This window comes from Nitratireductor sp. GISD-1A_MAKvit (assembly GCF_040819555.1).
Taxonomy (GTDB): domain Bacteria; phylum Pseudomonadota; class Alphaproteobacteria; order Rhizobiales; family Rhizobiaceae; genus Nitratireductor.
Genome location: NZ_CP161920.1, coordinates 2504026 through 2519371 on the forward strand (window position 1 = coordinate 2504026; position 15346 = coordinate 2519371).

The 15346-nt window shown below is 62.8% G+C and carries 19 protein-coding genes; 8 read left to right on the plus strand and 11 right to left on the minus strand.

From position 1 onward, the window contains the following. Window positions 1–5: 5 nt before the first annotated feature. Genes AB2N04_RS13185 through AB2N04_RS13215 form a run of 7 tightly spaced genes read right to left on the minus strand, consistent with a single transcriptional unit; the run spans window position 6 to window position 6240 of the window. Window positions 6–890 (minus strand): alpha/beta fold hydrolase, encoded by an 885-nt coding sequence (locus AB2N04_RS13185; RefSeq protein WP_367714900.1) that lies wholly within the window; start codon window positions 888–890, stop codon window positions 6–8. Further along, window positions 887–2494 (minus strand): NTP transferase domain-containing protein, encoded by a 1608-nt coding sequence (locus tag AB2N04_RS13190; protein ID WP_367714901.1) that lies wholly within the window; start codon window positions 2492–2494, stop codon window positions 887–889. The genes AB2N04_RS13185 and AB2N04_RS13190 overlap by 4 nt, the downstream gene beginning before the upstream one ends. Continuing rightward, complete coding sequence (locus tag AB2N04_RS13195; RefSeq protein WP_367714902.1) at window positions 2491–3195, minus strand: XdhC family protein; 705 nt, start codon at window positions 3193–3195, stop codon at window positions 2491–2493. The genes AB2N04_RS13190 and AB2N04_RS13195 overlap by 4 nt, the downstream gene beginning before the upstream one ends. Further along, on the minus strand, window positions 3195–3533 hold the full coding sequence (locus tag AB2N04_RS13200) for an XdhC family protein (protein ID WP_367714903.1): 339 nt from the start codon (window positions 3531–3533) through the stop codon (window positions 3195–3197). Before AB2N04_RS13200 ends, AB2N04_RS13195 begins: the two co-directional genes overlap by 1 nt. Beyond that, window positions 3526–4788, minus strand: a complete 1263-nt coding sequence (locus AB2N04_RS13205; protein WP_367714904.1) for a VWA domain-containing protein — start codon at window positions 4786–4788, stop codon at window positions 3526–3528. The genes AB2N04_RS13200 and AB2N04_RS13205 overlap by 8 nt, the downstream gene beginning before the upstream one ends. Then, entirely contained in the window at window positions 4789–5703 is a 915-nt protein-coding gene (locus tag AB2N04_RS13210; protein WP_367718813.1) for an AAA family ATPase, read from the minus strand. 42 nt (window positions 5704–5745) lie between these two features. After that, window positions 5746–6240 (minus strand): flavin reductase, encoded by a 495-nt coding sequence (locus tag AB2N04_RS13215; protein ID WP_367714905.1) that lies wholly within the window; start codon window positions 6238–6240, stop codon window positions 5746–5748. 253 nt (window positions 6241–6493) lie between these two features. Between AB2N04_RS13215 and AB2N04_RS13220 the strand changes: the two genes are divergently transcribed. The 5 genes from AB2N04_RS13220 to purB all read left to right on the plus strand — a co-directional run bounded on the left by AB2N04_RS13220 (window position 6494) and on the right by purB (window position 11223). Beyond that, entirely contained in the window at window positions 6494–7549 is a 1056-nt protein-coding gene (locus AB2N04_RS13220) for a branched-chain amino acid ABC transporter substrate-binding protein (RefSeq protein ID WP_367714906.1), read from the plus strand. After that, window positions 7549–8562, plus strand: coding sequence for a P1 family peptidase (locus tag AB2N04_RS13225; RefSeq protein WP_367718814.1), 1014 nt, complete (start codon window positions 7549–7551; stop codon window positions 8560–8562). The genes AB2N04_RS13220 and AB2N04_RS13225 overlap by 1 nt, the downstream gene beginning before the upstream one ends. A gap of 27 nt (window positions 8563–8589) precedes the next feature. Then, a complete protein-coding gene (locus AB2N04_RS13230) occupies window positions 8590–9315 on the plus strand; it encodes a DUF2259 domain-containing protein (RefSeq protein WP_367714907.1) in 726 nt (241 codons plus the stop codon). Between the two features lie 38 nt (window positions 9316–9353). Further along, window positions 9354–9854 (plus strand): hypothetical protein, encoded by a 501-nt coding sequence (locus AB2N04_RS13235; protein ID WP_367714908.1) that lies wholly within the window; start codon window positions 9354–9356, stop codon window positions 9852–9854. Window positions 9855–9915: 61 nt separating this feature from the next. Further along, the gene (purB, locus tag AB2N04_RS13240; RefSeq protein ID WP_367714909.1) at window positions 9916–11223 is read left to right on the plus strand and encodes an adenylosuccinate lyase; all 1308 of its coding nucleotides are present in this window, start codon (window positions 9916–9918) and stop codon (window positions 11221–11223) included. Between the two features lie 76 nt (window positions 11224–11299). Here the strand turns inward: purB and AB2N04_RS13245 are convergent, their stop codons facing one another. Both AB2N04_RS13245 and AB2N04_RS13250 read right to left on the minus strand, forming a co-directional pair. Further along, a complete protein-coding gene (locus AB2N04_RS13245) occupies window positions 11300–12109 on the minus strand; it encodes a VOC family protein (protein WP_367714910.1) in 810 nt (269 codons plus the stop codon). Continuing rightward, the gene (locus tag AB2N04_RS13250) at window positions 12106–12282 is read right to left on the minus strand and encodes a hypothetical protein (RefSeq protein WP_367714911.1); all 177 of its coding nucleotides are present in this window, start codon (window positions 12280–12282) and stop codon (window positions 12106–12108) included. The genes AB2N04_RS13245 and AB2N04_RS13250 overlap by 4 nt, the downstream gene beginning before the upstream one ends. 51 nt (window positions 12283–12333) lie before the next feature. Between AB2N04_RS13250 and AB2N04_RS13255 the strand changes: the two genes are divergently transcribed. Next, complete coding sequence (locus tag AB2N04_RS13255; protein WP_367714912.1) at window positions 12334–12882, plus strand: RBBP9/YdeN family alpha/beta hydrolase; 549 nt, start codon at window positions 12334–12336, stop codon at window positions 12880–12882. 4 nt (window positions 12883–12886) lie between these two features. On the opposite strand, the gene AB2N04_RS13260 is transcribed toward AB2N04_RS13255, so the two are convergent. Continuing rightward, complete coding sequence (locus AB2N04_RS13260) at window positions 12887–13669, minus strand: HpcH/HpaI aldolase/citrate lyase family protein (protein WP_367714913.1); 783 nt, start codon at window positions 13667–13669, stop codon at window positions 12887–12889. A gap of 2 nt (window positions 13670–13671) precedes the next feature. Beyond that, complete coding sequence (locus AB2N04_RS13265) at window positions 13672–13995, minus strand: DUF1476 domain-containing protein (RefSeq protein ID WP_367714914.1); 324 nt, start codon at window positions 13993–13995, stop codon at window positions 13672–13674. A gap of 271 nt (window positions 13996–14266) precedes the next feature. On the opposite strand from AB2N04_RS13265, the gene purC reads away from it, so the two are divergent. Both purC and purS read left to right on the plus strand, forming a co-directional pair. Continuing rightward, window positions 14267–15055, plus strand: coding sequence for a phosphoribosylaminoimidazolesuccinocarboxamide synthase (purC, locus tag AB2N04_RS13270; protein ID WP_367714915.1), 789 nt, complete (start codon window positions 14267–14269; stop codon window positions 15053–15055). Between the two features lie 29 nt (window positions 15056–15084). Next, window positions 15085–15327, plus strand: a complete 243-nt coding sequence (purS, locus tag AB2N04_RS13275; protein WP_367714916.1) for a phosphoribosylformylglycinamidine synthase subunit PurS — start codon at window positions 15085–15087, stop codon at window positions 15325–15327. Window positions 15328–15346: the final 19 nt, after the last annotated feature.

A 15346-nucleotide genomic window follows, 5' to 3' on the forward strand; every position in this document is an offset into this window, starting at 1 on the left:
CCGCTTCATTTTCCGGTCAGCATCCAGTTCAGCGTTTCGCGCCAGTCGGTCATGCGGATGGGCGTGCCATGCGTTCCGGTCTCGAACCGCACGAAACGTGCAGGATAACCCTTTGCAGCGGAACGGATTTTCCTGAAAAACGCCTCCTGTGTCTCCACCGGGAAAACCCGGTCTTCGCTGCCGTGTCCAAAAAACACCGGCACGCGGGCAGCAATGGCCGGACTTTGGAAAAACCCCTCGTCCCACATGGAGCCCAGCAGCAGGAGGCCACCGAGCCGCCGGGCCGTGTCTTCATGCCGTGCGAGCTGCCAGCAGAGCGCCCCGCCCATCGAACCGCACGCCACAAAGACCGGAGCGCCGGGCGATTGCGCCGCATAATGCGCGATCAGCGCGGCAATCTGCGCCGTGCCGCGCGCCCTGAAATCGGGGATATCCGGCGAGAGATAAAGCCCGCCGCTCTTCGCCATCAGATTCTTGATGCGGTTGAAGTTGCCGCCGAAGCTGAAATCGTTCACCCCCTGCCGCCGGTTCCCGCCCTGCCCGTGCAGATAAAGAACGATCGCGCGCGCCTGCCTGGTCTTGCCAACCGCAAAATGCCGCACCGTTCCGGCATCTGTCCGCAATGCCAGATCCTGCTGAAAACGCCGCACACCGGTGGAGACATAGCGCCCCTCGACGCGGCGTTCCGGCACGGCATCGCGACCATTGATGTCGCGCAACTCCTGGTAATCGACAACGCGATAAGCGCCGCCTTCGCCTGATGACAGAACCGCCGGATAGGCAAATAGCCGGTCCTTGTGCGAAGCCAGTTCAAATGCCTGCGCGGCAACGACCGAAAAAATGACGAAAAGAAAGGAAAAACAGAATCTTCCAATAAAAACAAAACTCATTGAATCAACACGCCGCCCGCTTTTTCCAGGGCCTCCGGCGTGTCCACGTCAAGATGCGCGCCAGCCCCCGTTTCCACATCGATCACCGAAACCAGCCCCTGCTCCACCACATGCCTTGCGCCCGTGTCGCCCTGAAGCCGCGCCACTTCTGCAAAGAGTGCGCGCGGCAGGATCACCGGGTTGCCGCGTTTGCCATTGTGGGTTGCCCGCACAACCGCATTGCCGCCCGCCTTCACGAAGGCATCGACAAGCCGGTTCAGATCTTCAAGTCCGATCTCGGGCATGTCGGCCAGCATGACAAGCGCACCTGCGGCGCCCTCCGGCAGTGCCGCAATGCCTGTCCTGAGCGAGGTCGAGAGCCCGTCTTCATAGGCCTCGTTAAACGCAATCCCCAGACCGAGCCCGTCAAGCGCGCTGTGCACCCGCTCCGCCTCATGCCCGAGCACGGCCACGGCACCGCCCACACGCGCCTTTGCCAATGCGGCACCCGTCCGCCGCACCAGCGGCACGCCGTCGAAACGGGCCAGAAGCTTGTTGTGATCCCCCATCCGGCGCGACTGGCCCGCCGCCAGAAGCACGCCCCACACGGCCAGTTCCCGCGGCTCTCCCTTTCCTTCGCGCGGTTGCGGTCGCGTTGGAATTTCGGCGAGCAGCCCGCCGACGCCCATCCCGGCAATGTCTGCGGAAGAAACCGCAAGCCCCGCCATCAACCGGTCGAGCACCCAGTCGAACCCGTTCGTTTTGGGGCTGCGCGCGCAACCCGGCGCGCCGATCACCGGCTTGCCGTCAATCGTGCCCAGCACCAGAAGATTGCCCGGATCGACCGGCATGCCGACCCGCTCCACCGTGCCGCCCGCCCTGCGGATGGCAGCTGGTATCACGTCATCGGCGTCACACACCGCCGATGCACCGAAAACGAGCAGCATGTCGCTTTCATCCCTGAGTGCACGCAGCGCGCGCGCGACGGCGTCTGTTTCATGCGCCGGCCGCAATTCGCGCGTCACGCGGCTTCCCGATCGTGCCAGCCGATCCCCGGTGATCCGCGCCGTCTTGTCGAGCACGCTGTCTTTCAGGCTCGGCAGTGCCGTCTGCACCATGCCCACCGCGTGCGGCCGGAAGGGCGCAAGGCGAAAAACGCTTGCACGCACCTTTTCCATCGCCTCGTCCACCCGCCCGGCCGAGACCGCGAAGGGGATGATTTTCACCGTGGCCACCATCTGCCCTTCGGCCACCGCGCTGTAATCTGGCAGCGTGGCAAGCGTGATGGCCGGGTCTACGGCGTTCAGTCGATCGACCGCGCCCCTGTCGACAATGAACAGCCCCGCCTTTTCGGCGTAAAGGTTCACGCGCCCCGTGGCCGGCGCCCGTGCGACGATCCCGTCCACGACAAGATGCTCCGCCAGCCGCGCCGCCGCCCGGTCTTCATCCAGATCGCCGGGCTCCAGCTTTGCGGCAATCACGGTCGATACCCCTTCGGCCTGCAAAAGCGCAATGTCCTCTGCCGTCAGCCGATGCGCCTTGCGCAGCCGGGCGCCTCCGGCCAGCATGGAATGCGCAAGCACCGCCCCTTCGGCCTCGTCTATGGCTATTGGCCCGAACTTCACGCCGAAACACTCCCCGCCTGAAGCCCTCGTGTTCTCAGCGCCCTGATCACCGCTCCCAGCACCGCCACGGCGATCTCGGCTGGCGTCGCCGCCCCGATATCGAGCCCGATGGGCGCATCGATGCGCTCGAGCGCCTCAGCCGCCACACCGGCCCCGGTCAGCCGCTCCACACGTTTTGCGTGGGTCTTCCGGCTTCCCAGCGCACCAATGTAGAAACACTCTGCCTCGAACGCCGCTCTCAGGGCCGGATCATCAATCTTGGGATCGTGCGTGAGCGCGGCCAGCGCCGTATAGGCATCAAGCGGCTGGCGGGCCAGCGCTTCGTCGGGCCATTCGGCGTGGAGCACAACATCGGAAAAACGCTCCGGCGAGGCAAAGGCGGTGCGCGGATCGATGACTGTCAGGTCAAACCCGGCGATCTTCGCCATCGGTGCCAGCGCCTGGCTGATATGCACCGCTCCGATCACCACCAGACGCGGCGCGGGCAGATGCACGTTGAGGAAAAACTTCCGGCCATCGACCTCGGCCACCCCGGATTTTCCAGAGCGAAAGGCGCACGCAACGGCCTCCCCAAGAGCTCCCGCCACCGCATCGCCCTCGCCGACCACCCGGTCGCGACCGTCGCCCAGATCCGTCAGCAGGATCGCGGCCTGGCGCTCGCGCCTCAGCGCGTTCAGTTTCTTCAGCGAATGCGGGTCCACTAGCCGAGCCTCTCCACATAAACCCTGATGCGCCCGCCGCAGGAAAGGCCCACCTCCCAGGCGGTCTCGTCGGCGACACCGAATTCCAGCATGCGCGCCTTGCCCTCGGCAAGCACGTCAGCGGCCTCCGCCACCACCGCACCCTCCACGCAGCCGCCCGAAACCGAGCCCTCGAAATTGCCCTCCGTGTCGATCACCAGATGGCTACCCACGGGCCGCGGCGCAGAGCCCCAGGTTTCCACCACGGTGGCAATCGCCACGTCGCGGCCGGCCCTCATCCATTCCTCCGCGATCATCAGCGGATCGCGCGCATCGTCCTTGTGCACAAGATCAGACATTGGCGTTTCTCCCGCCTCTCATATGGGCACGCTGGAAGTGCCGTGCCAAGTCCCCGCCAAGGGTCGGCGCCGTCAGCGCTGCAACGAGATCGCCAAGCGCATCGAGAGAATGCACGGGCCGCAGCTCGTCCACATGCGGAAGCATGGCGCGCATGCCGCGTGCACGCGGCTCAAACCCGTCGAAACCGAGCAGCGGGTTCAGCCAGATCAGTCGCCGGCAGGATTTCGAAAGCCGTTCCATCTCGCGTGACAGAACCTCGATATGATCGCGCTCCAGCCCGTCGGTGATCAGAAGCACGATGGCACCCTGCCCCAGAACCCGGCGCGACCACAGCCGGTTGAAATCGCCCAGCGCCGTGCCGATCCGTGTGCCGCCCGACCAGTCACGCACCGTGTCTGAGGCCTCGTCAATCGCCTCGTCCGGGTCGCGCCGGCTAAGCGCACGCGTGATGTTGGTCAGCCGCGTGCCAAAGGTGAAACTGTGAACGCGCCTGCGCTTTTCCGTCAGCGCATGGAGAAAATGCAGGAAAACACGCGAATACTGGCTCATCGAACCGGAAATATCGACCAGCGCCACCAGCGGCGGCGCGATCTCGCGCGGCGAGCGGAATCTCGGCAGGATCAGATCACCGCCCGTGCGCAGGCTCGACCGCAGCATGGCATGGGGGTCAATCCGCGCACCACGCGGGTTGGCTCTGAAACGGCGTGTCGCCACCCTGTCAAACGGCAGTGTGAGATCACGCATGGCAAGGCGCGCCTCCGCCAGTTCAGCCGCCGACATCTGCGCGAAATCCTTGTTGCGCAGCACCTCCATCGCCGTGAAGGAAAGGCGCGCATCCAGCTCGAATTCCGGGCGTTTCCTGATGATCGCGCGCCGCTCCTCATCCAGCGCATCTTCGGCACGCCGGTCTCCCGCACGTTTCTTCTCGCGCAGAACCTCCGCCTCTTCGCCATCCCCGCCATCGTCCGTCTCATCACGATCCTCAAGCCGCGCCCAGTAAAGGCGGAACACGGCATCGAACACCGCATGATCCTCGCGCCGCGAGATCATCGTCGAATGAAGGGTCCAGTAGAAATCGGAACGGTTCTCGATACCGACAGCAAGCACCGCGCGCACCGCATCCATCACCGCGGCCGGGCCGATCCTCAGCCCCGCGCGGCGCAGCATGCGGGCAAAGCCGACAATGCGGCTTGCCAGTCGCGCGCCCTGCGGCTCGCCTTCTGCCGATCTGCGTGATGCCGGGGCGGCAGCCATTCAGCCGGCCCTCACCTCTTCCAGCACCCGCGCGCCCTCGCCCTCTTCCATGCGCGCAATGTCATCCTGATATTTCAGAAGCACGCCCATCGTGTCCGAGACGGATTCGGCATCGAGCCCGTCCTTGCCAAGCGCGGTCAGCGCCGTGGCCCAGTCAATGGTTTCGGCAACGCCAGGAGCCTTGAAGAGATCAAGCTCACGCAGTTTCTGCACAAACACCACGATCTGCTTTGCCAGCGTCGCATTGGCGTTCGGCACCTTGCGGGCAAGAATATCGAGCTCGCGCTGCGCATCCGGATAATCGACCCAGTGATAAAGGCAGCGCCGCTTCAGCGCATCGTGGATCTCGCGCGTGCGGTTGGTGGTGATGACGACAATCGGCGGTTCGGCAGCCTTGATCGTGCCCAGTTCCGGCACGCTCACCTGAAAGTCCGACAGCACTTCCAGAAGATAAGCCTCGAATGCCTCATCCGCCCGGTCGAGCTCATCGATCAGGAAGATCGGCGGTCCATCCAGGCTGCTTTCCAGCGCTTCCAGAACCGGACGCCGGATCAGGTGTTTTTCGGAGAATACACCGCTTTCCATCTCCGCGCGGTCGTGGACCCCTGCCGCCTCGGCCATCCGGATCTCGATCATCTGCGCCGCATAGTTCCACTCATAGACGGCAGATGAGACATCGAGCCCTTCATAACATTGCAGCCGGATGAGCTTTCGGCCGAGCCGGTCCGCAAGCACTTTGGCGATCTCGGTTTTGCCCACACCCGCCTCGCCTTCCAGAAAAAGCGGGCGCTGCATCGTCAGGCTGAGATAAAGCACGGTGGCCAGCGAACGGTCGGCCACATAGCCGCCGTCCGTCAGAAGCGCCAGCGTTTCATCGATGGATTGCGGCAGGCCGCGTGAGCTCGTTTGGTCCATCATTCCCCCAATGTTTCCCGAATGGCGTTCAGGATCGAGAGGCTACAATACCCGGTATGCCCGCTCATGATAGAGGAGCGGGCTGGATTTATCGCCGATGCTGAGGCCAGCGACCCGGCCGAAATAGACCCGGTGCGTGCCCATTTCGACCGTCTCGACCACATGGCAGTCGAACACCGCAAGTGCGTCAGGAAGCGTGGGCGCGCCGGTGGCGATCGTTTTCCAGGGGGCCATCGCAAAGCGCTCCTCGGGGGAGAGCCCGGTCAGCCCCGAGAATGCGTTGGACAGTTCCTGGTGATCCGCCGTCAGCGTGTTGAGCGCGAACACACCGTTCTTCAGAAAGCTGTCATTGTTCGGGTTTTCGCGATTGAGACAGACCAGCACCGTGGGCGGATTGTCCGAGACCGAACACGCCGCAATGGCCGTCACACCGCGCCGACCAGCCGGGCCATCAGTGGTGACAACATGAACGGCACCTGCAAAACGGGCCATTGCATCGCGATAGTGGCGCGGTTCGATCTCGTTGGTCTTCAGCACAGTCAACTCTTTTCAACTCACATGTGCGATATAGGATTTGCGGAGAGCCTTACCAAGGCACGTCGGGAACCGACAGCCCAAAATCCGAAAAAGCGCTGCGCCAGCAGGGTCCCGCCGGAAAGGCCCCCATTGTCCGAACTGCTTTACGACACAGTTATTTACCAGAACTTCAGCTTTGCGGTTAACTTCAGGTGCGAGCCGGCTGATTCTCATGCTACTGCGCAACCGTCCAACGGGTGACTGAACTCAAGATATGCGTTGCTCCGCCTTTCTCATTCTGTGCAGCCTTGCTGCCTTCAGCCTGCCTGCCGCCAACGCGCAGGAGCAGGCTGTCGGGCTGGCCGCGCCGTTGAGCGAAAGTTTCGGTCTTCTTGGGCAACAGATGCGCGACGGTGCACGCGTCGCCGCTCGATCGGCGGATGCCCGGATCGTCGAGGCAGACACCAGGTGCAGTGCCGAGGCGGGTGAAGCCGCCGCCAGAACACTGATCGAACAGAAGGTGTCTGTGGTGGTTGGATTTCTGTGCACGGACGCCATCGAGGCGGCCCTGCCTCTCTTTGCCGAAGCCGGCGTTCCCGTCATCACGCCCGGTGTGCGCACGGCAACCCTCACGGACCAGCGCGAACGAACGGGCTGGCCCGTTTTCCGCACCGCGCCCCGGGCAGATGCAGAGCGCGATGCCGTGGCGCGGCTGCTCCTGCCTCGCTGGCGCGATGCCTTCTTTGCCATTGTCGACGATGGAACCATCTATGGGCGCGAACTGTCTGAGAACCTGCGTGCAACGGCCGAGCTGCAGGAGCTCAAGCCTGTCTTCATCGATACGTTCCGCCCGCAGCTCGACAATCAGATCGGTCTGGCAGGCCGGCTGAAACGTTCGGGCGCAACCCATGTCTTCGTGGGCGGAGACCGCAGCGATATCGCCATTCTCGCGCGCGATGCATCCGGCATGGACTACGATCTCACCATTGCCGGCGGCGAGGCTCTGCGCGCCGAGGAAAGCGCCGTCCCACTTGCGGAGGGAACACTGATGATTGGCTTGCCACGGTGGGCCGACATTGCGAGCGAACAAGCACGCAGGGCGCTTGAGGAAGCCGAAATCGTTCCCGACGGCTATGTTCTTCCTGGCTATGCGGCCATGGAAATCGCCCTTGCCGCAACGGCTTCGGAGGGGACCGCCGCCGAAGCGCTCGCCGCGCAGACCTTCCAGACTGCACTCGGACCGCACGCCTTCGATGAAAAGGGCGATCTTGTGCAGCCGCTTTACCGACTGTTTCGCTTTGACGGGCAGACCTTCAAAGAGGTGGAATGATGTGGCGCAGGGGCAAACGCAACCTGATCACCGATGTCGAGGGGCTTGCGGTCGGCAATCACGCCGACGAGCGCGTGAAATCCGGCGTCACGGCGATTCTTTGCGAAACACCGGCAACGGCAGGTGTGCAGGTTCTCGGCGGCGCGCCGGGCACGCGCGAAACCGACGCGCTCGAGCCCCACAATCTGGTCGACGGGGTGGACGCGATCACACTGTCGGGCGGCTCGGCCTTCGGCATCGACGCGGCGGCCGGCGTTCAGGCAGCACTTCGCGAAATGGGTCGGGGGTTCGAAATTCTGGGCTTTCGCGTGCCCATCGTGCCAGGTGCCATCCTGTTCGACCTGCCCAATGGCGGCGACAAGGACTGGGGCCGTTTTTCGCCCTATCGCGATTTCGGCTTTTCCGCCGCCATGGCGGCATCCGAGGAGTTCGAGATCGGCACCGCGGGTGCTGGCACTGGCGCTACCACGGCAACCCTCAAGGGCGGGCTCGGCTCCGCCTCAACGGTTCTTGAAAACGGCGTCACCATAGGCGCTTTGGTCGCCGTCAACGCCGTAGGCTCCGTCACCGTCGGAACCACGCCGCATTTCTGGGCTGCTCCATTTGAAATCGATGGCGAGTTCGGCGGCCTTGGCCTGCCTCACCCGCTTCCGGCGGATGGTTCCAGCGTCACCACGAAAATGCGCACGGCCGCGCGCGGCAACACCACCATTGCCGTCATCGCCACCGATGCAAAGCTCGACAAGCCCGCCGCAAAGCGTCTCGCCATCGCTGCCCATGACGGTTTTGCGCGCGCCATCTGGCCAGCCCACACGCCCGTCGACGGCGATCTCGTCTTCGCCCTGTCGACCGGCCGCAATGAAACGCCGCTTGATCTCGAGGACGTGATCGATCTCAACGCCGCCGCCGCCGCAACCATGGCCCGTGCCATCGCCCGCGGTGTTTTTGCCGCAACGCCGGCCGAACGTGATATGATTCCGGCCTGGACGCAGAAACACGGAGCGGCACGCTAGGGCCAGCATGCCGGGAGGGGTATTTTCATGAAGATCGTTCGTTTCATTCTCGTCATTGCCACCATGTTCGCCTCGGCACTGACGGTCCGGGCCGGCGACACGGCCACAGTCGAAATCCTCGGCTTTTCAGCCGATGGGAGCACCTTCGCCTTCGAGGAATACGGCGTTCAGGACGGGTCTGGCTTCGCCTATGCAAACCGCTATTACATCGACACGGCCAGCGACAGTTTCCTGCCCGGCACGCCGATCCGCGTGACGCTTCAACAGGACGGCGCCAGCGTATTCGATGCCCGCGCCCAGGCAAAATCCCAGGCCCAGTCCGTCATTTCCGATACTGTTCTCGCCAGGAATCGCGGCTTCACCGCCGGCTGGAACGCCGTTACGGAGCAATCGGCCGATCCCTTCCGCCTGGCCGTCAGTCCGCGCCCGGTTTTTCCTTCCATCGACAGTCCTCTCGAGTTTCGCCTGACGGAACTCCCCATGCCCGACGGCGCCGAATGCTACGGGTTTGGCGAGCCGACCGGTTTCCGCCTCACCCGCATCGCTACCGAGCCGGGCATGCAGACAGAGACCGTGCATGAAGACAGCGCCATTCCGCAAAGCCGCGGCTGCCCGCTCGGCTATGCGCTCACCGGCGTCCAGACCCTTTATCCCGCAGAGGCCGCCCCCGTCTTTGCCGTTATCATCGCCGTGCGCAAGGTGGGCTTCGAGGGCCCCGATCACCGTTTCATCGCCGTGACCGGCCGGCTCTGATCCGTGTTATTGGCGGGCGGCAGAGACATCACGTCATCATGAGACCGTTTTTTGCCCGGCTCCGGAAGGCCTTGCCCTCGCCGCGCGTGGCTTTTGCCGGCGCTGCCCTTTGGGGCGGCGTGATGGGCGCCAACGCCGTCATCCTCCTTTCCCGCCAGCTGGAGTGGCAGGCAGAGCCGCGCGCCCTCCTGCTTGGCGCGCTATTCGCCCTTGGCGGCGCGCTTGCCTTTCCCGCAGGCCATTTCATGCAGGCGCTGGTCGCTCGCAATGCGAGGGCCGAAACACGCTTTTCGGCTGCCTTTCTCGCCTTTGCCATTGCAACGCTCGCCATCACGGCAGCGCTCTATGCCATGCAGTACCGCCTTTACTACGCCCAGTGGCATGGCGCGTTTCTGTCCCCCAGTTGGATCATTCATTTCGTCTTCACCACGGCCGGCGCGCTCTATCAGTTCGCCGTGCTGGGCCTCAGGATTTATTTTCCCTGGGGATTGGCCGCACTTTTCGCCCTCTCGCTCGTCTATGCCGTCAGGCCGCGTTGAGGAAATCGCGCAGCTCTGCTAGTCAGGCGCCGACCCCACTTTCATGGAAGGCAAGCCACGCATGATCCCGCGCTATTCGCGGCCGGAAATGGCCGCAATCTGGTCGCCCGAGACCAAATTCCGCATCTGGTTCGAAATCGAGGCACACGCGGCAGACGCGATGGCCGAGCTCGGCATCGTGCCGAAGGAAGCCGCAAAAACCATCTGGGAAAAGGCCGGCAACGCCACCTTCGACATCGACCGCATCGACGAGATCGAGCGCGAGACGAAGCATGACGTCATCGCCTTTCTGACACATCTGGCGGAAATCGTCGGCCCCGAAGCCCGCTTCGTCCACCAGGGCATGACCTCTTCCGACGTGCTCGACACCTGCCTCAGCGTCCAGCTCGTGCGCGCCACCGACATCCTGCTCGACGATCTCGACAGGCTGCTCGCGGCCCTCAAGAAGCGTGCCTTCGAGCACAAGGACACCGTCACCATCGGCCGCAGCCACGGCATCCATGCCGAGCCGACCACATTCGGCGTCAAGCTGGCGCAGGCCTATGCCGAGTTCGAGCGCTGCCGCACCCGCCTTGTCAACGCGCGTGAAGAGATCGCCACCTGCGCCATTTCCGGCGCTGTCGGCACCTTCGCCAATATCGACCCGAGCGTCGAGGCGCATGTTGCGGAGAAAATGGGCCTGAAGCCGGAGCCCGTCTCCACCCAGGTTATCCCGCGTGATCGCCACGCCATGTATTTCGCCACGCTCGCCGTGATCGCCTCCTCCATCGAGCGGCTCTCGGTGGAAGTGCGTCACCTGCAGCGCACCGAGGTTCTGGAAGCCGAAGAGTATTTCTCGCCGGGTCAGAAGGGCTCGTCGGCCATGCCGCACAAGCGCAATCCGGTCCTGTCGGAAAACCTGACCGGCCTTGCCCGCATGGTCCGCGCCTATGCGACGCCCGCCATGGAAAACGTGGCGCTCTGGCACGAGCGCGACATCTCCCACTCCTCCGTCGAGCGCATGATCGGTCCGGACGCCACCGTCACGCTCGATTTCGCGCTCATGCGGCTTACCGGCATGATGGAAAAGCTGGTGGTCTATCCCGAGGCGATGGAGAAAAACCTCAACAGGTTCCGTGGCCTCGTCCATTCGCAGCGCGTGCTGCTGGCGCTCACCCAGGCAGGCGTGTCGCGCGAAGATGCCTACCGGCTGGTGCAGCGCAATGCCATGAAGGTCTGGGAACACGGCGCCGACTTCCTTGAGGAGCTTCTCGGCGACAAGGATGTGCGCGCCGCACTCTCGGAAGACGAGATCCGCGAAAAATTCGACCTCGGCTACCACACCAAGCATGTGGACACGATCTTCGAACGGGTTTTCGGCGAAAGCTGATCCACCTGCCCCGAAACGCAAGAACGCCGGCGCATCACCCGATGTGCCGGCGTTTTGTTTTTGCCCGCAAACCGCCTCAGCGCGTTGGAGACACGCGGATCACCGTCCCCCATGGATCCGCGACTTCCTTCTCAGCCGTTGCATTCCTGCTCTTCAGTTCAATCCAGGAGAGGCCCGTGCGGTTCGGGTTGCGCTGGCCGGCCCCGGCACTGCGCCAGCTGTTTGCGCCAATGTGATGATGATATCCGCCCGTCGCCAGAAACACCGCCTGTGATCCATAGCGCGCCATCGTGTCGAACCCCTGCGCCTCGTGCCACCAGGTTTCCGCCACTCCCCGATCGCCAACGCGCAGATGCACATGGCCGATCACCGTGTTTTCCGGCGCACCGTGCCAGCCAGCATCGTCTTGCGATAGCGTGGAAAGCAGGCTGCCGAAATCGAGCGGTTCGGTCGCCATCGCAATGCCGTCGTCGTTCCTCGTCCAGCTATCGGGAGCACGGTCTGCATAGATTTCGATCCCGTTGCCTTCCGGGTCCGAAAGATAAAGCGCTTCGCTGACCAGATGATCGGAGGCGCCCTCAATCCGCAAGCCATTGTCCCGCGCAAAGAGCGACCAGCGTGCCAGATCAGTCCGCTGCGGCAGCAGAAACGCCGTGTGAAAGAGCCCGGCCTCGCGCGGACTGTCCGGCTCGGCAGAACGGTCCTCGGAGATCTCCATCAGGGTGCGGCCGCCAACCCCCAGCGCAATCGCACCGCCCTCACCGTCCATCTCCCGAAGGCCGAGAATGTCCGCGTAGAACGCTGCCAGTTTCTGCGCGTCACGTGCTTTCAGGCCGACACGGCCGATGCTTACCGGCGCGGTCGCTGCAAAGGGAACACCACTCATTGCCAGAACTCCATTGAAACCGATGGCTTGCCGATCCGGCTGCCCACCGTTTGCTTCTGCGGAAAGTGGCGCGGCCTTGTCTCATGCGCAAGCGCCTGACGGGCGAACACTTCGTTCACCGATGCGGATACAATCACAAAAAAATCGTTCGAAATATCGACAATTTTTGCCACAACCTCCCCGAGCGCTTGCATGGCACGGAGACGATGGCTACATGGCCGGCCATGAAAGCTTCAGACGCCGATATCCTCATCATTCCCGGTTACACGAATTCCGGGCCCGATCACTGGCAGACCCGCTGGCAGTCCCGGCTGAAATCGGCGCGGCGCGTCGAGCAGGAAGCGTGGTCGAAGCCGGTGCGCGACGACTGGGTCGCCAATGTCGTCAAGGCCGTCAACGAAGCGGAAAAACCGGTCGTTCTCGTCGCCCATTCTCTGGGCGTTGCCACAGCCGTTCAGGCCATTCCGGAATTCACAAAACCGGTGGCGGGTGCATTTTTCGTCGCTCCCCCCGATGTGGCAAACAGCAAGATCCGGCCAAAACACCTGATGACCTTCGGGCCCTACCCCCGCAATCCCCTGCCGTTTCCGTCCATCACCATCGCGAGCCGAAACGACCATTTCTGTGCCTTCGAGGTTGCCGAAGACATTGCTGCCGCGTGGGGTTCGCTATTTCTGGATGCCGGAGAGTCCGGTCACATCAATGCCGAATCGGGGTTCGGCCCATGGCCGGAAGGTTCGATGACCTTCGCCAAGTTCCTGCAGCAGCTTTGAGCGTTCAGCTCCCGATGGAATCGCGCGCCGCAGACAGCATGGACGCGGCGCCTTGCGTCATGTAATCGGCCTCCGCCCCCATGGCGAAAAACCGGAACCCCATGGCATAGAACCTCCCCACGAGTGTCGGGTCCACCACATAGATGGCGGCATGTTTGCCTGCGGTCCTCGCCTTTGCCGCGATGGAGGTGATGGCGGGCATCATCTCCTCAAGCGCCGGATCGACCGTGTCTCCATTCGACCAGGCAATGGAAAAATCCGACGGGCCGACGAGCACCCCGTCAATGCCTTCCACGCCCAGAATGTCGTCGAGCAGCGAAAATGCCTGTCGCGTTTCAACCATCGCGAAAGCAAGCGTGGCGGCATTGGCCGTGCCGAGCCAGTTCTGCCCGTCGGATGCACCGGTGCGTGACATTGCAAAGCCCGGGCCCCATGAGCGCAGCCCCACGGGGGGATATTTCATGGCTTCGGCAAAGGCCTTTGCATCCTCCACCGTGTTCACCATGGGCGCGATCACCGCTTCTGCGCCCATGTCGAGCGCACGGCTGGCCATGTCGAACCGGCCCACTGGAATGCGAACCACCGCATGTTTGCGGTGAAATCGAATTCCCGCCACGCCACGCAACACGCTGTCTTCGTGGTGACCGCCATGCTGCATGTCGAGCGTGACAGCGCCGAAATCCAGACCGGCAATGGTTTCAACCGTCTGCGAATCGGGAATCAGAGACCAGGCGGAGAACACGGCCTCCCCTGCCTCAAGCCGCGTGGCGAGCGAAGAGAACGGCAAGGCTATTCGCCGTCCTTGATCTGCTCAAGCGCAGTGGCGAGCAGTTCATCCATGGTGCGGCGGATCTGGTGGTCGGAAAGCTCGACGCCGGCGGCGTCGAAATCCTTGCGCACCTTGCGGAAAACATCATCGTCTCCGGCTTCCTCGAAGTCGGCATTCATCACTTCGCGCGCATAGGCTTCGGCTTCCTCACCGCTCTTGCCGAGCTTTTCGGCTGCCCATTCACCAAGCATCCGGTTGCGGCGTGCCATGGCCTTGAACTTCTGTGTCTCGTCGTGAACGAACTTGTTCTCGAAAGCGTCTTCACGGTCTTTCATGTTTGCCATTCGCAAATCCTCCGGCACGTGCATCGCCTGGCGATGCAAAAACAACTGGTTGGAAAGCAGAAACCAGATGCCCAGCCCCGGGTCAATACGCTCATTGGGCGCATTCTCGCTTTGCCTGGTCCGTCACAAACACGTTGGCATTCGCAAATGGCAATTGTGGTATGGGTGGGTTTGCGCTAGAGACCCCGTGAAACAACGCATCTTTGTAACTGCCGCATTGCGGAACTTCCGCACGAAGTTTCCCTGTCTAGGCAACGGACCAGGAAAAGCCATGAACCGTCGTCGCCGCATTTATGAGGGCAAGGCCAAGATTCTCTATGAAGGCCCCGAGCCCGGCACCTTGATCCAGTTCTTCAAGGACGACGCCACAGCCTTCAACAAGAAGAAGCACGAGATTGTCGATGGCAAGGGCGTGCTCAACAACCGCATCTCCGAATACATATTCGAACACCTGAACCGTATCGGCATTCCGACGCATTTCATTCGCCGCCTCAACATGCGTGAACAGCTGATCAAGGAAGTGGAGATCATTCCGCTGGAGATCGTGGTGCGCAACATCGCCGCCGGTTCGCTTGCAAAACGTCTCGGTCTTGAGGAAGGCACGGTTCTGCCGCGTTCCATCATCGAATTCTATTACAAGGCCGATGCGCTGGACGATCCGATGGTGTCGGAAGAGCATGTCACGGCGTTCGGCTGGGCAAGCCCGGCAGAGATCGACGACATGATGGCGCTTGCCATCCGCGTCAACGACTTCCTGACCGGTCTTTTCCTCGGTGTCGGCATCCAGCTCGTCGATTTCAAGATCGAGTGCGGCCGGCTTTGGGAAAACGACATGATGCGGATTGTCGTTGCCGACGAGATTTCGCCTGATTCCTGCCGCCTGTGGGACACCACCACCCAGGACAAGATGGACAAGGACCGCTTCCGCCGCGACATGGGCGGGCTTGTCGAAGCCTATCAGGAGGTCGCGCGGCGTCTCGGAATCATGAACGAGAACGAGCCACCCCGGGGGACCGGGCCCGTGCTCGTATCTTCTAAGGACAACAAGACGCGCCACTAGGCAGCGTCCGGAAAATCAGGAGCACAAACGTGATCAAGGCCCGCGTCACCGTGACGTTGAAGAACGGCGTTCTGGACCCGCAGGGAAAAGCCATTGAAGGCGCGCTCGACGCGCTCGGCTTTTCCGATGTCGGCTCCGTGCGTCAGGGCAAGGTCTTCGACCTGGAGCTTGAAGGCTCCGACAAGGCCAAGGCTGAGAGCGACCTCAACGCCATGTGCGAAAAGCTTCTGGCGAATACGGTGATTGAAGACTACACTATCTCCGTTACCTGAGGTTGTGGAGACGGAGACA

Excerpts from the sequence above, each read along its gene's own strand:
- AB2N04_RS13255 (WP_367714912.1), top strand. The coding sequence starts at position 12,334 with ATGAAAGCTTCAGACGCCGATATCCTCATCATTCCCGGTTACACGAAT.
- AB2N04_RS13200 (WP_367714903.1), bottom strand. The coding sequence starts at position 3,533 with ATGTCTGATCTTGTGCACAAGGACGATGCGCGCGATCCGCTGATGATC.
- AB2N04_RS13210 (WP_367718813.1), bottom strand. The coding sequence starts at position 5,703 with ATGGACCAAACGAGCTCACGCGGCCTGCCGCAATCCATCGATGAAACG.
- AB2N04_RS13185 (WP_367714900.1), bottom strand. The coding sequence starts at position 890 with ATGAGTTTTGTTTTTATTGGAAGATTCTGTTTTTCCTTTCTTTTCGTC.
- purC (WP_367714915.1), top strand. The coding sequence starts at position 14,267 with ATGAACCGTCGTCGCCGCATTTATGAGGGCAAGGCCAAGATTCTCTAT.
- AB2N04_RS13245 (WP_367714910.1), bottom strand. The coding sequence starts at position 12,109 with ATGAGTGGTGTTCCCTTTGCAGCGACCGCGCCGGTAAGCATCGGCCGT.
- AB2N04_RS13265 (WP_367714914.1), bottom strand. The coding sequence starts at position 13,995 with ATGGCAAACATGAAAGACCGTGAAGACGCTTTCGAGAACAAGTTCGTT.
- AB2N04_RS13225 (WP_367718814.1), top strand. The coding sequence starts at position 7,549 with ATGTGGCGCAGGGGCAAACGCAACCTGATCACCGATGTCGAGGGGCTT.
- AB2N04_RS13205 (WP_367714904.1), bottom strand. The coding sequence starts at position 4,788 with ATGGCTGCCGCCCCGGCATCACGCAGATCGGCAGAAGGCGAGCCGCAG.
- AB2N04_RS13220 (WP_367714906.1), top strand. The coding sequence starts at position 6,494 with ATGCGTTGCTCCGCCTTTCTCATTCTGTGCAGCCTTGCTGCCTTCAGC.
- AB2N04_RS13235 (WP_367714908.1), top strand. The coding sequence starts at position 9,354 with ATGAGACCGTTTTTTGCCCGGCTCCGGAAGGCCTTGCCCTCGCCGCGC.
- purB (WP_367714909.1), top strand. The coding sequence starts at position 9,916 with ATGATCCCGCGCTATTCGCGGCCGGAAATGGCCGCAATCTGGTCGCCC.
- AB2N04_RS13230 (WP_367714907.1), top strand. The coding sequence starts at position 8,590 with ATGAAGATCGTTCGTTTCATTCTCGTCATTGCCACCATGTTCGCCTCG.